The following is a 16,260-nucleotide window of genomic DNA, read 5'->3' as shown; positions in this document are numbered from 1 at the left end:
TGGAGGGACCGATGTTCGAGGAATTCAAGGAATTCATCGCTAAAGGCAATGTGATGGATCTCGCGGTCGGTGTGATCATCGGCGGCGCTTTCGGCACCATCGTGACTTCCCTGACCGACGATGTGATCATGCCGATTGTCGGCGCGATCTTCGGCGGGTTCGATTTTACCGATTACTTCATTCCTCTTTCCTCCGACGTGACCGCCTCCACCCTCGATGCCGCGCGTGAACAGGGCGCCGTGCTGGCATATGGCAGCTTCATCACGGCCGTCATCAACTTCCTGATCCTGGCCTGGATCATCTTCCTGATGGTGAAGATGGTGAACAACATGCGGCGCAAGGAAGAAGCCGCGCCGAAGGTTCCCGATGCGCCGCCGGCGGACGTTCAACTCCTCACCGAAATTCGCGATCTGCTGAAGAAATAGTCCGAAAGAGACTGAAAGAGAGGAAGTGTCTGGCGTCAAACGGCTTCGGCCGCTTCCCCTCAGCGATCGTGCGCTCGAAGCGCCGCCCAGCGGCATCGTCGCTGTGGTCGATCACGCGCGTGGGCGCCAGGGCCTAATTCCGCTATGGGTGGGGGAGGGTGACCAGCCCACGCCCGACTTTATCGCGCGGCCGGCGTGTGAGGCCCTGCTGGCCGGTGAAACCTTCTATACTTGGCAACAGGGTATTCCCGAACTTCGCGCCGCGCTCGGACGATACTTTTTGCGCCATTTCGGTGTGGAGGCGGGTCCTGACCGGTTCATCGTCACCGGATCGGGCATGCAGGCGATCAAACTCGCCATCCAAGCGGTCGTGGATCCTGGAGACGAGTGTATCTATCTCTCGCCGGCCTGGCCCAACTTCGCTGCGGCGCTCGAGATCGGCGGCGGCTCGGCGGTACCCGTCCCGCTAGATTTCGCCGAGACCGGCTGGAGGCTGGATGTTTCGCGGATCGAGAGCGCGATCACGCCGCGGACACGCGCTCTCTTTATCAACACCCCTTCCAATCCTACGGGCTGGGCGGCCGACCGCCCCGCGCTCGAAGCGCTCATCGATGTTGCGCGACGCCACGACCTCTGGATCATCGCCGACGAGATATACGCCTTATACTGGTATGGCGAGGGACCGCGCGCTCCGTCCTTTCTCGACGTCTCGCGGCCTGACGACCGAATTTTATACGTGAACACGTTCTCCAAGAACTGGGCGATGACAGGATGGCGCGTCGGCTGGATCATGGCCAATCCAGCTCTAATGCCCATATTCGAAAACCTCGTCCAATATTCGACGTCCGGCGTTCCGCAGTTCCTTCAGCGCGGCTGCACAGCCGCACTCGACGAAGGGGACGCGCATGTGGCCGGTCAGCGGGAGCGGGCGGAGAGGGCGCTCGGCATCCTCGCCGATCGTCTGGCGCCAGCGTCGCGCGTCCGGTTCGCCCCACCGCAGGGCGCCTTCTACCTTTTCTTTGCCGTCGATGGCGTTAGCGACACGCTGACGGCGGCAAAGAAAATCGTCGACCGCACAGGCGTTGGACTCGCGCCGGGAAGCGCGTTCGGAGCCGGGGGCGAGGGCTTTTTCCGCCTATGCTTCAACCGGGACCTACGGCAGATCGAACGGGCCGCTGATCGGCTGGCCATCGAATTCGGCTGAAGCACGTTCGACCGCCATGACGCTTCGTCCATTGAGTCTTAAGCCTTGGCGGGTAGGCTTCTAAGAAGCGGAGCCCGTGCGAGGCGGCACGGCGGCGCATGAAAGGAGTGCCAACATGGCGGTACTCGTAACGGGCGGAGCCGGTTACATCGGCAGTCACATGGTTTGGGCGTTGCTCGAAGCCGGTGAGGAGGTGGTCGTGCTCGACCGGCTGTCGACCGGATTCGAGTGGGCCGTCGCGCCGGAAGCGAGATTGTTCGTCGGCGACGTTGGGGACACGGGGCTGGTATCGTCCCTCATCGCGAATCACGCGGTCGATGCTATCGTCCATTTCGCGGGTTCTGTGGTAGTGCCGGAGTCGATCGCCGACCCGCTGCTCTATTATGATAATAACACCGCCAGATCGCGCACGCTTATCGAGACCGCTGTTAGAAACGGGGTGCGCAACTTCGTGTTTTCCTCGAGCGCGGCAGTCTATGGCTCGGTTGGCGCGGAGCCAGTCCAGGAAAGCCATCCGTGCAATCCTGACTCGCCCTACGGCATGTCCAAGCTGATGACCGAGACGATCCTTCAGGACGCCGCCTTGGCGCACGATTTTCGCTACGCGGCATTGCGCTATTTTAACGTGGCAGGCGCCGATCCGGAAGGACGCACGGGCCAGTCGACAAAGGGTGCGACGCATCTGATCAAGGTTGCCTGCGAGGCCGCACTCGGAAAGCGCGGGCATATCGAGGTATTCGGCACGGATTACGACACGCCGGACGGGACATGCATCCGCGACTACATCCACGTGACCGATCTGGTGAAGGCGCATTTGCACGCTCTGGAGAGCCTGCGCCGGACCGGCGAAAGCCTGGTCGCCAATTGCGGATACGGCCGGGGCTACTCGGTGCTTGAGGTGCTCGACTGCGTCAAGCGCGTTACCGGCAGGACGCTCGACGTCCGCTATGCGGCCCGCCGGGAGGGCGATGCCGAGGCCGTTGTCGCTAACTCGGACCGCGCCAGGGGAATTTTGGGCTGGCGGCCTGAGCATGCCAATCTGGACCGGATTGTCGCTTCCGCGTTCAGTTGGGAAGAAGACTTGCTGCGGCGAAACAGCCCCAAAGCGAGCGCCTGAGTGTGCGATCGCGGATCAGAGGGCGACCCGTGACAGCGCCGCTTGCGCATCGCGAAAGTAGCCGAGCGTGTTTTCGGCGTCGGCGGGACGTCCATAATGGAATCCCTGGCCGGCCAGACAGCCGAGGCTGATGAGCTTCTCCGCCTGTTCGGGAGTCTCGATCCCCTCAGCTATCACGGACAGTTCCAGCGCCTCGCACATATTCAAAATTGCCCGGACAATGTGTTCAGACTGCTTATCCTCGTCGAGCGCCGAGACGAATGCGCGGTCGATCTTCACCTTGTCGAACGAGAAATCACGGAGGCGTCCGAGGCTCGACTGACCGGTTCCGAAATCATCCAGCGACAACCGGATTCCGGCGGCGCGCAGGTCGTTGATGACCCGCTCGGCCGTTACCGGATCGGACATCGTCGCGGTTTCGGTGATCTCGATTTCGATGCGTCGCGGATCGAAGTCCATCCGGTTCAGCATCGATAGGATCATCAGGCCGGTCGTGGGGTCGATCAATTGTACGGAAGACAGGTTGAAGGAGAGAAAGATCTCCTTCGGCCAGCTCTGCGCGCATTCGATTGCGCGGCGGAGCAGCAACTTGGTCAGGGAATCGATAAAACCCGCCTGTTCGGCGAGCGGGATGAAAACGCCGGGGGAAACCGGCCCGAGTTCGGGATCGGTCCATCGCGCAAGACACTCGAAACCGACAACGGATCCTTGGTTGAGACTCACAATCGGCTGAAAATACGGGATGACTTCCTCTGCGGCGATCGCTTTTCGCAGCGCCTGCTCGACGCGCGTGCGCTTACGCATCTCTTCTTCCATCTCAAACGTGTAGACCTGAACCAGTCCGGCCCCCGCCTTCTTCGCGAGATAGAGCGCGGATTCGCAGCGGTCGAAGAGAGCGTCGAAGCTGCTGCCGGCGAAAGGGTGCTGGCAGAAGCCGAAACATGCCGACATGCGCACCGTGCGCTCGCCAAGGTCGAAAGGCGCGGCGAAGACCTCTTTCAACAGGAGGCCGACCTTTTCCGCGTCCTTTTCGAAGAAGCAGGTAGGCAGCAACATGCCGAACTTGTCGCCGGAAATGCGAACGAGAGTGGCGTCGTCCGGGAGCGCAGCCGATATCCGGAGCGCGACTTGCGCAAGGATCTCGTCGCCGGCCTTTCGCCCGAACAGATCGTTGAGGGGCTTGAAGCGGTCGATATTGAAAACGCCGATGGAAAACGGCGCGGGATCCGCTGCGCGCTCCTCGATCAGACTTTCGGTCTTCAGTTTGAGACGACGGAGATTGCCGAGGCCCGTAAGGGCGTCGGTAAGGACTTTCCGGTCTTCTTCCTCGTTCTGGATCAGCCGTTCGGAAAGATCCACGTCTTCGTCCGGAACAAGCCCGATTCCGGCGCCAACATAAGTCATTCAGCGTTTCCAAGCCGTTTCGTCGGGCGGACCCTATCAGTGCAGTATTAACGCTTAGTATGTGGAAAAGCTTCACTTTCCGCGCTTGTAGCGGTGTGGAGAGTGCCCGACGGGCGTTGTGATGCTTGCTGCGAATCGGCTTCCTCGTTAACGAAACGATATGTCAAAGCAAGTCCCGCCTCCCGAAGACGGTCCGGGCAAGGAAATCGAGCCCGTCGACCTGAAGTCCGCTCTGGAAGAGCGCTACTTGGCCTACGCGCTGTCCACGATCATGCATCGCGCCCTGCCGGATGCGCGGGACGGCCTGAAGCCGGTCCATCGGCGCATCTTGCATGCCATGCGGCTTCTCAAGCTCGATCCCAAGGAAGCCTACAAGAAGTGCGCGCGGATCGTCGGTGACGTGATGGGTAAGTTTCACCCGCATGGCGACCAAGCGATCTACGACGCGCTGGTGCGGTTGAGCCAGGATTTCGCGGTGCGTTATCCGCTCGTCGACGGACAAGGCAATTTCGGCAATATCGATGGCGATAACGCCGCGGCCATGCGCTACACCGAAGCGCGGATGACCGATGTCGCCACGCTGCTTCTTGAAGGCATTACCGAGGACGCAGTCGACTTCCGCAAGACCTACAACGAGGAAGACGATGAGCCGGTCGTGCTGCCGGGCGCGTTTCCGAATCTGCTTGCCAACGGCTCCTCCGGCATTGCGGTCGGCATGGCGACCTCGATCCCGCCGCACAATGCCGCCGAGCTATGCGACGCGGCGCTGCATCTGATCAAGCATCCGAACGCGAGCATCGAGAAGCTGGTCGAACTGGTGCCCGGCCCGGACTTCCCGACGGGCGGGATCATCGTCGAGCAGAAGGCGTCGATTCTCGAATCCTACGCGACGGGACGGGGCAGTTTCCGCGTGCGCGCACGCTGGGAAAAGGAGGAGACCGGCCGGGGCGCCTACGTGATCGTGATCACGGAGATCCCGTATCAGGTGCAGAAGTCTCGGCTGATCGAGAAGATCGCCGAATTGCTGATCGCCAGGAAAATTCCGCTGCTGGAGGACATCCGCGACGAGAGTGCCGAGGACATCCGTATCGTCCTGGAGCCGAAGTCGCGGGCCGTCGACCCCCAAATACTCATGGAGTCGCTTTTCAAGCTCACCGAGTTGGAGAGTCGTATTTCGCTGAACATGAACGTGCTTTCGGGCGGCGTGGTGCCGAGGGTGATGAACCTGCGCGAGGTGCTGCGCGAGTGGCTGGACCATCGCCGCGAGGTGCTGATCCGCCGCTCGAAGCACCGGCTCGGCATCATCGAGAGGCGACTGGAGGTGTTGGGGGGCTTCCTCATCGCCTACCTGAACATCGACGAGGTAATCCGCATCGTCCGCTTCGAGGACGATCCCAAGGCAAAGCTGATCGAGCGCTTCGAGCTGACCGAGGTCCAGGCCGACGCAATCTTGAACCTGCGCTTGCGGGCCTTGAACAAGCTCGAGGAAGTCGAAATCCGCAGGGAGTTCGACGCGCTAACCGACGAGAAGGACGGCATCGAACAGTTGCTGGCCTCCGAGGAAATCCAGTGGAAGACGGTGGCATGGGACATCGGCGAAGTCCGCGGCAAGTTCGGCAAAGACACCGAACTGGGCGCCCGGCGCACCGATTTCGCGGAAGCCGCGGAGATCGACCTGGAGGCCGTACAGCAGGCGATGATCGAAAAGGAGCCCGTCACGGTGGTCGTGTCCGAAAGGGGCTGGATGCGGGCCATGAAAGGCCATTTGGCCGACATGTCCGCGCTCACCTTCAAGGAAGGCGACAAGCTGAAGCTCGCCTTCCACGCTGCGACAACGGACAAGATCCTCGTCTTCACGACTGGGGGCAAGTTCTACACGCTCGGCGCCGACAAGCTGCCCGGCGGGCGCGGCCACGGCGAGCCGATCCGCATCATGGTAGACATGGACAATGATCAGGACATCGTATCCGCCTTCGTGCACCAGCCGAAAGGGAAGCTTCTGGTCGTGTCCAGCGCCGGAAACGGTTTTGTGGTTCCCGAGGCGGACATCATCGCCAACACCCGCAAGGGCAAACAGGTGATGAACGTCAAGCTGCCGGACGAGGCAAAGCTCTGCGTGCGGCTGCCGGTGGGCGAAGACGATTCCGTCTCCGCCGATCACGTGGCGACCGTGGGAGAAAACCGCAAATTGCTGATTTTCCCGCTCGTTCAGGTTCCGGAGATGACCCGCGGCAAGGGCGTTCGGCTGCAGCGCTACAAGGATGGCGGTATCGCTGACTTGCGGGTGTTTGCGCTCGATGACGGCCTTACCTGGCAGGATGCATCCGGCCGCAACTTCACCCGCGAGAAGGCCGAACTGGCCGAATGGATGGGCGTGCGCGCAAGCGCTGGACGGATGGTGCCGAAGGGATTCCCGAGGAATGGCAAGTTCGGCTAGGGGTTAGCCTTTCCGGGCACCTGTTCAGGCGAGGCGGTAGAAGAAGATGGAGCTCATCGTTAGTCCGACCGCGACGATGATCGTGCGAACCACCACCGCCGGCAGGGCCCGCGCCAATGGCGCGCCGGCATAGCCGCCGATTGTCGCCGCGATCATCATCGCTATCGCCTGCGGCCAGGCGACGATCCCCGCAATTGCAAACGCGGCGACCGAGACCGCCGACAGGACGAAGGACAGCCAGGTTTTCAGGCCGTTCATCTGGTTCAGGTCCTTCATACCCCAGAGCGAGAAGAGCGCGAGCAGGACGATGCCGAGGCCGCCGTTGAAATATCCCCCATAGATGGAAACGAGAACGGTTCCGAATCTGCCTTCGGGCGTGATCTGACGGGCTTTGCCCTCGGCCCAATCCCGCATTCGCTGGCCGAAGGCGAACACAAGCGTGGCGCCCAAGAGGAGAAAGGGGATGACAACGGAAAAGGCCTCGTTGGACGAGATGAGAAGCAGGGCTGACCCGACAAGCCCGCCAATCGCGGTGAAGAGCGTGACCGACACTAGGCGCTTCCGGTCGAACGTGGCGACTTCGCGCCGAAAGCCCAAAAAGCCGCCGAAATATCCCGGGAAGACCGCCACCGCGCTTGTTGCATTTGCGGCGACCGGCGGAAGTCCGGCGAACACCAGCGCAGGGAATGTCAGAAACGTGCCGCCCCCCGCGATCGTGTTAAGAACGCCAGCGAGGAAGGCCGCGGCGGTGATGATGGCGTAGTCGAGCATTCGGGAACAGGATTTCGTGTCGGAACAGGCCGTGTGCGCGAAAGCGGGCGGAAACACAACCCTGGACGATTTTCATGGCGCGGGCGCGCGTCGTTTGCTCATCCTTTGGAGAAGCCGGTCTCCAGATGTTCGGAAATCGGCTAGGATGGCAAGAGAGGGTCTATTGAATGGGAGAGAGCCATGGACGCAGTCGCAAAACAGGCCGAACGGACGCGGCGGGTCTGGCTGTCGCCGGACTCCGGGGATTTCGACACCTTCAAGGCAATCGTCGAGCGAACGACCGATCCCGCCGAGTATCCCCTCGCGGCGACGGTCTCCCGAAATGTGCCAATTTACGATGGAAGCACGGTGCGAAACGCGGCGGAGGAGGGCGCCGACGCTGCACGCGGGCTGATGGCCGAATGGGTGGAGGTGTTCGCCAATGGGCCGGGTGTTGTGGTCATCTCCGGGGCTTTCGCCGACACCGGTCCCATCGATCGAGCAACAGCAATATTCGAAACGATTATCGCGCAAGAGAAAGCGCGGCACCTGGGAGGCGGCGATCACTTCGCGAAACCCGGCGCCAATGCCCGTATCTGGAACGCGCTCGAAAAGCATTGCCTTGCCGATCCGCAAAACTTTGCCGCGTATTATGGAAATGTCCCGCTTGGACTGGTCTGCGAGGCCTGGCTCGGTCCGGCCTACCAGATGACCGCTCAGGTGAACGTGGTTTATCCCGGCGGCGAGGCCCAAAAGGCGCACCGGGACTATCATCTGGGCTTTATGACGCCGGAGCAGATCGCGCGCTACCCCGCTCATGTGCACACCGTTTCGCCGGTTTTGACGCTGCAGGGTGCGGTGGCCCACGCCGACATGCCCGTCGAAAGCGGGCCGACGCTCTTCTTGCCCTATTCCCAGACCTTTTTCGAAGGCTATCTCGCTTTCGGCCGCGATGAGTTCCAGCGGTATTTCGAAGAGAACTACGTTCAATTGCCGCTGAAGAAGGGTGATGCCGTGTTCTTCAATCCGGCCCTGATGCATGGCGCCGGGGCCAACTTCACCAAAGACATCTCGCGAATGGCCAATCTGTTGCAGATTTCCTCAGCGTTCGGCCGGGCGATGGAGACGGTCGACCGCACGGAGATGGTAGCCCGGCTTTATCCGGTCTTGTCCGCTCAAAGGGCCTCCGGGAAAATGGCATCGAGAGAAATCGATTGTGTGATCGCGGCCAGTGCAGAGGGGTATCCGTTCCCGACGAATCTCGACCTCGATCCCCCTGTCGGCGGTCTCGCACCGCTATCACAGGCAGAGCGGGTACGCCGCGCGCTCGCCGATGGACGGGGTGATGATGTCATCGCGGAGCTGCGCGTCTGCGAGAAAAAGCGGCGGAGCGCCGTCATTTGCTGATGCCCGTAGCCCCGAGGGTCGCGTGCATGACGGCTCTCCCAGCGCGCGAGATCGAACCTCCCGATAAATAATGAATCGGATTCACTCTTTCTTGGTCATTTCTCGTTAACGGTTGACGTTTGGCGCGAAGATTAGCGCCGGTAACCCATGTGTCTTGCGTAACGGGTCATTATGCGATTTGTCAGATATGCCATGTTTGCCGTGGCGCTTAGTGGCTGTACAGCCTCCTCCACCGATGATGTGTTAAGCCTCCAACCGTCCACTGAAATAACAAGTTCCATCGGACCCCGCCCGGCGGCCGACGTCGGTTCGGGTGGGGTGACAGCCTTGGCTGGTAGTACGCCTGACGCGGCGCGCCACGTCCGGTCTGACATCACACAAGTGGCATTCACGCCGCCATCGCGGGCTGTACTGGGGCCGCGTGGCAAGGGTGTTGACGTTTTTTCCCCGCGCTTCGGCGAGGCCAAGCCGGTGAAGTTTCGGGGCGCGGATCCCTATCCGTTTCAGGTTCATGGCGTCGATGTCTCGCGCTGGCAGGGCGACATCGATTGGGAGACGTTGCGCAAGCAGGGGGCGAACTTCGCCTATATCAAGGCGACGGACGGCGGCGATCACAAGGATCCGGCGTTTCGCCGCAACTGGGAAGAGGCGGCAAAGGCCGGCATTCCGCGCGGCGCCTATCACTTCTTCTACTGGTGCCGGCCGGCAAGCGAGCAGGCGGATTGGTTCATCCGCAACGTGCCAAAGGAAAAGGGTGCGCTGCCGCCGGTGCTCGACGTCGAGTGGAACGCCTATTCGCGCAACTGCAAGAAACGCCCATCGCGTGACGTGGTTCTGAAGAAGATGCAGGTCTTCCTCGACAGGCTGGAGGCCCATTACGGCCAGCGCCCGATCATCTACACAGCCCCCGACTTCTACAAGGACAATCTGCGCGGCCGGTTCACAGATTATTCCTTCTGGCTGCGCTCGGTTGCCGCCCATCCGAGCCAAGTCTATCCCGACCGTGACTGGGCCTTCTGGCAATATTCCGGCACGGGGTTGTCTAAAGGCGTTTCGGGACAGATTGACCTGAACGTGTTCAATGGTACGGAGCAAGGCTGGAACGACTGGCTGACCCGGCGGAAGCTTTGAACAACTCCATAATTGTGATCGAACACTGGGCGGTAGCCGAGCCGGATTTCGGCCGGCAGCACCTGGCTGCGCGCGGGTATGATGTACGAGTGGTGGAACCTTGGCGAGGCGCGATCCTTCCCGAACTGACGGGCGAGGAGACCGGCGTCATGCTGATGGGCGGCCCGCAATATGTCACGGCGCTGGATGAGGCGCCGTACCTAGTTGACGAGATGCGCTTTGCCGAAGCCGCGATGGCGAAAAACGTGCCGTTGGTCGGCGTCTGTCTTGGCTCGCAGATGATTGCCCACGTGCTGGGCGCGCGCGTTGGAAACCATCCCGACGGCGCGATGGCGATGGGATATTACAATGTCGCGCCGACGGACGAGGGACGGCGGTATATTCCGGACGGGATGAAGGTCCTCGCCGGCAATAGCCAAGGCTGGGACATGCCCTCCGGCGTGACGGCACTCGCCCATGGCGAACTCTTCGCAAACCAGGCGTTCCAAGCAGGCGAGACGACGATCGCCTTGCAATTCCACCCGGAAGTGACCCGAAAGATTCTCGATCAGTGGCAGACAGAGTTCGCCGACTCAATCGGCAGGCTGGGCACGCATTCGATAGAGGAACAGGACGCCGGTTTTGACGAGTATGATCAGGCCCTGAAGGCCTGGTATATGGGGTTTTTGGATAGGTGGTTCGGAGCGGGTAACTAAACCCACCGGGCCGCGTAGCACACCGTTTCCGGGTCGAACCAGTTGCGCGAGAATTCCTCGACGGTGCCAGAATTGCCCCAAGAGACCCGCTCGACGTAGCCGAGCGCTTCTCCGGGATTGAAATGTCCGCCGGCGGGCGCGAAGGCGGGGCAGGGGGCGACAGACACCTTGTCTTCGACCCGTGCAACCCAGAAGGACAGCTTCTCTCGGTAGAAGAGGTGCATCGATTCCGGCATGTCGTCGACGGCGAGTGAGGCGGCATGACGGCCGTCGAACCATATTTCCTCGAGCGCCGCAGGTACGCCGTCGAGTCGGCGCAGCCTGCGCACCCGCCACGCCTTGTCCGACGCGCCGTCACCGAAGCGCGGCAGGAAATCCGGATTGGGGCAAAGGTCGAGCGAAAGTATCCGCGCGGTCGGCAGACCGCCGCCATGTTTCAGTTCCAAATGCAGGAACTCGTAGATCGCGCCGGTCTTCGCCTTGCGCCGAACATAGGTACCGGACCCTTGGATGCGCTCCAACAGTCCGCGCTCCTCTAGCAGCGCCAGCGCCTTTCTCAACGTGCCGATCGCGACACCGAGCTTTTTCGACAGTTCCGCCTCGGTCGGCAGGCGTGAACCGTCCGGCCAGATGCCAGCCGATATCTCACGGCTGATCATTTCCGTGATCTGCAGGTAGAGCGGCAGTCCGCCCTGTACTGGTTCCGCCTTGACGTCCAAATCGGGCACTCGTTCGAATCCGTTGCGCCAACCTAGCAAAACGTAAATTTCATTGTAATCCGAAGAAATTCATTCACTATTGATATACATCAATGCGGATGCTATTTCGCATGGAGGCGAGGCGGCGAATACGCCGGCCAACGCCCAACCTGGCAGGAGAGTCCGATCATGACCGTGGTTCCGGTCAACAGCGCAGATCTTGATGCGGCGGAAGTGGCGTGGTTCGCGCCGATCTGTTCCGACGACTACCGCCATCTTGGCGTACCGGAAGGCGATCTACGGTCGTCGTTCGAGCACACAAGCGACATCGTCAAGACCGCCGACCGGCTGGGATTCCGCAACATGCTCTGCCCGTCCTCCTATCAGGTCGGACAGGATACCTGGAGTTTCGTATCGGCAATGGCGCCGCTGACGGAACAGATCAATCTGCTGGCCGCGATCCGTTGCGGCGAGATCCATCCAGCGATGCTGGCGCGCGCCGTCGCGACGGTCGACCATATGATGAAGGGCCGCCTCACGCTAAATGTCATTTCGTCGAATTTTCCGGGCGAGGACGCGACGAGCGAGTATCGCTACAAGCGGTCCGCAGAAGTCGTGCAGATCCTTCGCCAGGCATGGACGCGCGAGGAGATCAACTTTGAAGGGGACATCTACCAGCTCAGAGGGTTGTCGACCGATCCGGTCAAGCCATATCAGCAAAATGGCGGGCCACTTCTGTATTTTGGCGGCTATTCGCCCGACGCGGTGGAATTGTGCGGTCGCTTCTGCGACGTTTACCTGATGTGGCCCGAACCGGAGGACCTGATCGCCGAACGGATGAAGACGGTGAACGAAAGAGCGGAAGCCCACGGTCGTGTGATCGATTACGGTCTGAGGGTTCACATGATCGTCCGCGACACGGAGGCGGAAGCGCGCGAATATGCCGACGAACTCGTCTCCCGGCTGGAGGACGAGAAAGGGTCGGAAATTCGTGGCCGCGCTCTCGACGCAAAGACGTTGGGCGTTTCGCTGCAGGCCGCGAACCGCGAGAAAGCCGATGATGGCGGGTATGTCGAACCGAATTTGTGGACCGGTGTCGGCCGGGCGCGTTCGGGATGCGGCGCGGCACTGGTCGGGTCCGTGGATCAGGTCTTGTCCAAGATCGAGCGCTATCGCGAGATGGGCATTCGTGCCTTCATTTTCTCCGGCTATCCCCACAAGGACGAGTGCGAGATTTTCGGGACGAAGGTGCTCCCGCAGTTGAAGACATGCTCGATGCCGGAAATTTATGGCCGGGTGCCGGCCGAAACGCCGGCAACGCCGCTCGGCGTGGGAGCGCGCCGGTGATGACTGTTCCGAAACTGGTCGTCGACGCCAATCTGCCGGCCTTTTCCCGCCTGATCTACGGAGTCTGGCGGCTTGGTGACGATGCCGACACGTCGCCCAGGCATATCCAGCGCAAGGTCGAGGCGTGTCTCGATCAGGGGATCACCACCTTCGACCACGCCGACATTTATGGCGGTTACGCCTGCGAGCGTCTATTCGGCGAAGCTCTAGCGCTTCGCCACGATCTGAAGAGCCGCATCCAAGTGATCACCAAATGCGACATCATGCTGATGTCCGAGACGTATCCCGACCGCCGCGTGAAGTATTACGACACCTCGGCGGCCCATATTCGCGCCTCGGCCGAAACGGCGCTCAAGCGCATCGGCGTCGAGGTAATCGACCTTATGCTGATCCATCGCCCCGATCCGTTGATGGATTCCGAGGAAACGGGCGCGGCGCTCGACGCGCTGGTGGATGACGGGCTGGTGCGCGGTGTCGGCGTCTCCAACTTCATGCCCTGGGATGTCGATTTGTTGCAGGCCTCAATGAAACAACCGCTTTTGGCCAACCAGATCGAGATCAGCCTTCTGGAACGGTCGTCTTTCACCAACGGGCAATTGTCGCAAATTCAGTTGAGGGGCATGTCACCGATGGCGTGGTCCCCGTTGGCTGGTGGTGCGTTGTTCGACCGGGAGAATGCGGCTGCGGCGCGGCTCGCGCCGAGGCTGGACGAGCTTGGTCGCGAACACGGTGTCGGCGCCGATGCCGTCGCTCTGGCGTGGATCATGACGCATCCGGCCAACATCATGCCGGTCGTCGGCACGAACAATCCGAACCGCATCGAGAGATTGTCTGATTGCCTGAAAGTCGATATCGACCGCGAGACATGGTTCGAGTTGTGGACTCTCGCGGAAGGCAAGGAAGTTCCTTGAGGAGAACGCATATCATGAACGCCGAAGCCAATTTGAATATCGAAGCGCTGAACCATAGCGCGCTCAAAGAGGCGATGGGCTGCTTCGCAACCGGCGTAACAGTGGTGACGACCCGCCACGAGGGCGTTGATCATGCCATGACCTGCAACTCGTTCAACACCGTCTCGCTTGATCCGGCGATGGTCCTGTGGAGCGTCCGCCGCGCCTCGCATAGCCACACGGCCTTCACTGAGGGTGAGGGCTACACCGTCAGTGTTCTCGCCGAGCGGCAGAGCTTGCTTGCCACAAAATTTGCGCGTGGAACGCTGGCCGAGCGCTTCGCCGAGGTCCCGGTCAGGCGGCTGTCCTCGGGACGGTTGATTCTGGACGGCGCGGTGGCATGGTTCGACTGCGCGCTGGAGACCGTGGTCGAGGCCGGCGACCATGATGTCCTTATCGGGAGAATCCTCGGGTTTTCCTCAAACGGCAAGGCGCCGCTTGGCTACGTCCGCGGCCGGTTCACGACCTTGCGCAACTGACCGCTTTCTGACCAGCGTCCGGCGGCGTTCGCGCCGCAATTGCCACAGCGTGTGCCCGACAAGTGCCGCGATCAGAATTACGCCGCCGATCAGTGCGGGCGTGGTGGGGACCTCGCCGAAAATCATCCAGACCCACACCGGCGCGAGCACCGTCTCGAGAAGAAAGAACATCGCGACCTCCGATCCGGTAATGTATTTGGGTCCCGTTGCAAGGCACCAGAATGACAACGGTATCAGCACGGCGCCATTGAGAATCAGCCACCATGGCGCCTCGATCGTCTCCGCCCCGGGTCCGCCGCCGAGCATGACCGCGGATGCAAGGACGACCGGCAGGATTCCGCCCACCATCGGCGCAAATCCCATGTCCCGGCCGCTGGCCCGGGTGAGGGTGATGGCCGCCGCGATCAGGAAGGCGGCAAAAAGGGCGGAAATATCTCCAAACAGGTTTCCAGTGCGCATGCTGTCACCGACGATGAGCGCGACCGCACCGATCATGATCGCCATGGTCACCAGCGTCGCCCGCGCGGGCCGTTCGCCCAGCACGAGCCAACCCAGCATGGCCGCAAAGGCTATGTTGAAGGAGAGGATGAAAACGACGTTTGCCGCGGCCGTGTGAAACACGGCGTTGACGAAGGCGATCGCCGACAGGCCGTAAAGCCCAGCGGTTGCCACGCCGACCCGGCCGGGGATCAGGGCAGAGCGCCTCCTGGCCAGTGCCAGAACGCCCCAGGCGAGAAGAGCGACGCCCAGGCCGAGACCCGACCGCACGAACTGCACCGGCCAGAGGTCACCCCCGGCAAGTCGAAGGACGGGAATGTCGAAAGTCAGAACCATGGCGCCGAAGCCGGTCAGCGCCAGACCTTTTTGGTGTGGTGTCATGGATCGTACGCGCGTGCCTGATCAGGAGTCGATCCGTTCCCAGCCATCGGCGAGCAGATGCTCCTGCGGCCGAAAGCGCGTCTTGTATTCCATTTTCCGCGATCCCTCCACCCAATAGCCGAGATATACGTGCGGAAGACCGGCTGCGCGTGCACGCTCGATATGGTCGAGAATCATCCACGTCCCGAGTGAGCGCGGTGTCTGATCGGGGTCGAAGAACGAATAGACCATGGAAAAACCGTCGGCCATCCTGTCGGACAGCGCGACGGCCTGCAACGGCCCCGTGCTGCCGCCCGTAATAAAACTGTCCGGGTCGCGCAGCCTGTATTCTACAATCCTCGTCGGTACATGCGTGTCCTCGACCATCATGGCGTAGTCGAGCACCGTCATTTCCGACATGCCGCCCTGGCGGTGGCGCGAATCGAGGTAGCGTCGGAACAGCGAATACTGCTCGCTCGTCGGTTCGGCGGTGTGTTCGACACCGATAATATCGCTGTTGAGATTCTGGATGCGCCGCATGTTCTTGGAGGGCATGAATTCGTTGGCGAGGATCCGTACCGAGACGCAGGCCCTGCACGTCTCACACGCTGGCCGGTAGGCGATGTTCTGGCTCCGCCTGAAGCCGCCCTGGGTTAGCAGATCGTTCATCTCGGCGGCCTTGTCGCCGACCAGATGCGTAAAGACCTTCCGCTCGAACTGCCCATCCAGATAGGGGCAGGGAGACGGCGACGTCAGGAAGAATTGCGGTGATTTCGGTGAGTGCTGAGTCATTCCACCAATCTCGCGTCCGCATCCAGAGTTGGCGAGAAACGCGAAAAGGTCAATACGCCGACCGGGGTCACCGTCCAGAGCGTACGACGACCGTTCCCAGCGCCAGATCATGGAGGGTGCGCTTGTGCTCCAGGACGAGCGGAGCGAGGAGCAGCGGGAGGAAGATTGCCGCCGATGCCCAGAACAGAACCGCGTGCACGACGGCGGTGAGGAAATCAATTTTCCGACCGTCGTAGCGCTCGAGACGAACCCCCGTCAGCCTCATGCCGATGGTCGCCTGGGAGGGGCCCCCGATCGTCCAGCCGACATAGGTGAGCGCGACAAGGGGAGAGAGCATGAGGTAGAGCAGCCACGCTGCGCCGAACGTCGCGAAACCGAGTACGAAAATCAGCGGAACGGCGATCAAGATGAGCAGGATCACCATCGCGTAATCGATCAGGAAGGCGATGATTCTACGGGTCCGTACACCCTCGAACAGGCGCCAGTCGTCGAACCGGGATGCCATGCGCTCCCCGGCGGTATGCATAATCTGCGGATCGCTCATTGGTGTCTTCCGTTTTCCTTAC

General features: G+C 61.3%; 16 protein-coding genes. 10 read left to right on the top strand and 6 right to left on the bottom strand.

All coding sequences use genetic code 11. The annotated features are described in order from the left end of the window. Positions 1 to 11: 11 nt before the first annotated feature. From mscL to galE, 3 genes are all read left to right on the top strand, one after another. Positions 12 to 425, top strand: a complete 414-nt coding sequence (gene mscL / locus LC298_RS05515) for a large conductance mechanosensitive channel protein MscL (protein WP_131568827.1) — start codon at positions 12 to 14, stop codon at positions 423 to 425. 25 nt (positions 426 to 450) lie between these two features. After that, positions 451 to 1,629, top strand: a complete 1,179-nt coding sequence (locus LC298_RS05510; protein WP_131568334.1) for a pyridoxal phosphate-dependent aminotransferase — start codon at positions 451 to 453, stop codon at positions 1,627 to 1,629. Positions 1,630 to 1,744: 115 nt separating this feature from the next. Then, positions 1,745 to 2,746, top strand: coding sequence for a UDP-glucose 4-epimerase GalE (gene galE / locus LC298_RS05505; RefSeq protein WP_131568336.1), 1,002 nt, complete (start codon positions 1,745 to 1,747; stop codon positions 2,744 to 2,746). A 15-nt stretch (positions 2,747 to 2,761) separates the two neighbouring features. Here the strand turns inward: galE and LC298_RS05500 are convergent, their stop codons facing one another. Continuing rightward, the gene (locus LC298_RS05500) at positions 2,762 to 4,150 is read right to left on the bottom strand and encodes a putative bifunctional diguanylate cyclase/phosphodiesterase (RefSeq protein WP_131568338.1); all 1,389 of its coding nucleotides are present in this window, start codon (positions 4,148 to 4,150) and stop codon (positions 2,762 to 2,764) included. 160 nt (positions 4,151 to 4,310) lie between these two features. Between LC298_RS05500 and parC the strand changes: the two genes are divergently transcribed. Beyond that, positions 4,311 to 6,587, top strand: coding sequence for a DNA topoisomerase IV subunit A (gene parC, locus LC298_RS05495; RefSeq protein ID WP_131568340.1), 2,277 nt, complete (start codon positions 4,311 to 4,313; stop codon positions 6,585 to 6,587). A gap of 24 nt (positions 6,588 to 6,611) precedes the next feature. On the opposite strand, the gene LC298_RS05490 is transcribed toward parC, so the two are convergent. Then, on the bottom strand, positions 6,612 to 7,358 hold the full coding sequence (locus LC298_RS05490) for a sulfite exporter TauE/SafE family protein (RefSeq protein ID WP_131568341.1): 747 nt from the start codon (positions 7,356 to 7,358) through the stop codon (positions 6,612 to 6,614). Between the two features lie 180 nt (positions 7,359 to 7,538). Between LC298_RS05490 and LC298_RS05485 the strand changes: the two genes are divergently transcribed. The 3 genes from LC298_RS05485 (at position 7,539) to LC298_RS05475 (ending at position 10,570) form a co-directional block, all read left to right on the top strand. Then, positions 7,539 to 8,744 (top strand): phytanoyl-CoA dioxygenase family protein, encoded by a 1,206-nt coding sequence (locus LC298_RS05485; protein WP_131568343.1) that lies wholly within the window; start codon positions 7,539 to 7,541, stop codon positions 8,742 to 8,744. A 171-nt stretch (positions 8,745 to 8,915) separates the two neighbouring features. Then, positions 8,916 to 9,875, top strand: coding sequence for a glycoside hydrolase family 25 protein (locus tag LC298_RS05480; protein ID WP_131568345.1), 960 nt, complete (start codon positions 8,916 to 8,918; stop codon positions 9,873 to 9,875). Continuing rightward, positions 9,872 to 10,570 (top strand): glutamine amidotransferase-related protein, encoded by a 699-nt coding sequence (locus tag LC298_RS05475; RefSeq protein ID WP_158284755.1) that lies wholly within the window; start codon positions 9,872 to 9,874, stop codon positions 10,568 to 10,570. The genes LC298_RS05480 and LC298_RS05475 overlap by 4 nt, the downstream gene beginning before the upstream one ends. On the opposite strand, the gene LC298_RS05470 is transcribed toward LC298_RS05475, so the two are convergent. After that, positions 10,567 to 11,298 (bottom strand): GntR family transcriptional regulator, encoded by a 732-nt coding sequence (locus tag LC298_RS05470; RefSeq protein WP_223385559.1) that lies wholly within the window; start codon positions 11,296 to 11,298, stop codon positions 10,567 to 10,569. The genes LC298_RS05475 and LC298_RS05470 overlap by 4 nt on opposite strands. Positions 11,299 to 11,457: 159 nt before the next feature. On the opposite strand from LC298_RS05470, the gene LC298_RS05465 reads away from it, so the two are divergent. The 3 genes from LC298_RS05465 to LC298_RS05455 are packed head-to-tail and all read left to right on the top strand — an operon-like array spanning position 11,458 to position 14,044. Beyond that, positions 11,458 to 12,615: an LLM class flavin-dependent oxidoreductase gene (locus LC298_RS05465; protein WP_131568349.1), complete on the top strand. Its 1,158-nt coding sequence runs from the start codon at positions 11,458 to 11,460 to the stop codon at positions 12,613 to 12,615. Continuing rightward, entirely contained in the window at positions 12,615 to 13,526 is a 912-nt protein-coding gene (locus tag LC298_RS05460; RefSeq protein ID WP_131568351.1) for an aldo/keto reductase, read from the top strand. Before LC298_RS05465 ends, LC298_RS05460 begins: the two co-directional genes overlap by 1 nt. 14 nt (positions 13,527 to 13,540) lie before the next feature. After that, a complete protein-coding gene (locus tag LC298_RS05455) occupies positions 13,541 to 14,044 on the top strand; it encodes a flavin reductase family protein (RefSeq protein WP_131568352.1) in 504 nt (167 codons plus the stop codon). Here the strand turns inward: LC298_RS05455 and LC298_RS05450 are convergent. The 3 genes from LC298_RS05450 to LC298_RS05440 all read right to left on the bottom strand — a co-directional run bounded on the left by LC298_RS05450 (position 13,985) and on the right by LC298_RS05440 (position 16,238). After that, complete coding sequence (locus LC298_RS05450; protein WP_131568353.1) at positions 13,985 to 14,923, bottom strand: DMT family transporter; 939 nt, start codon at positions 14,921 to 14,923, stop codon at positions 13,985 to 13,987. The two genes, LC298_RS05455 and LC298_RS05450, sit on opposite strands and share 60 nt — an antisense overlap. Before the next feature lie 21 nt (positions 14,924 to 14,944). Further along, entirely contained in the window at positions 14,945 to 15,694 is a 750-nt protein-coding gene (locus tag LC298_RS05445) for an arginyltransferase (protein WP_131568354.1), read from the bottom strand. A gap of 67 nt (positions 15,695 to 15,761) precedes the next feature. After that, complete coding sequence (locus LC298_RS05440) at positions 15,762 to 16,238, bottom strand: RDD family protein (protein WP_131568355.1); 477 nt, start codon at positions 16,236 to 16,238, stop codon at positions 15,762 to 15,764. Between the last annotated feature and the right edge of the window lie 22 nt (positions 16,239 to 16,260).

Source organism: Oricola cellulosilytica, assembly GCF_019966575.1.
In the GTDB taxonomy this organism is placed as follows: domain Bacteria; phylum Pseudomonadota; class Alphaproteobacteria; order Rhizobiales; family Rhizobiaceae; genus Oricola; species Oricola cellulosilytica.
The sequence above is the reverse complement of the archived record's forward strand: the minus strand, read 5'-3'. Positions and strand labels throughout refer to the sequence as shown.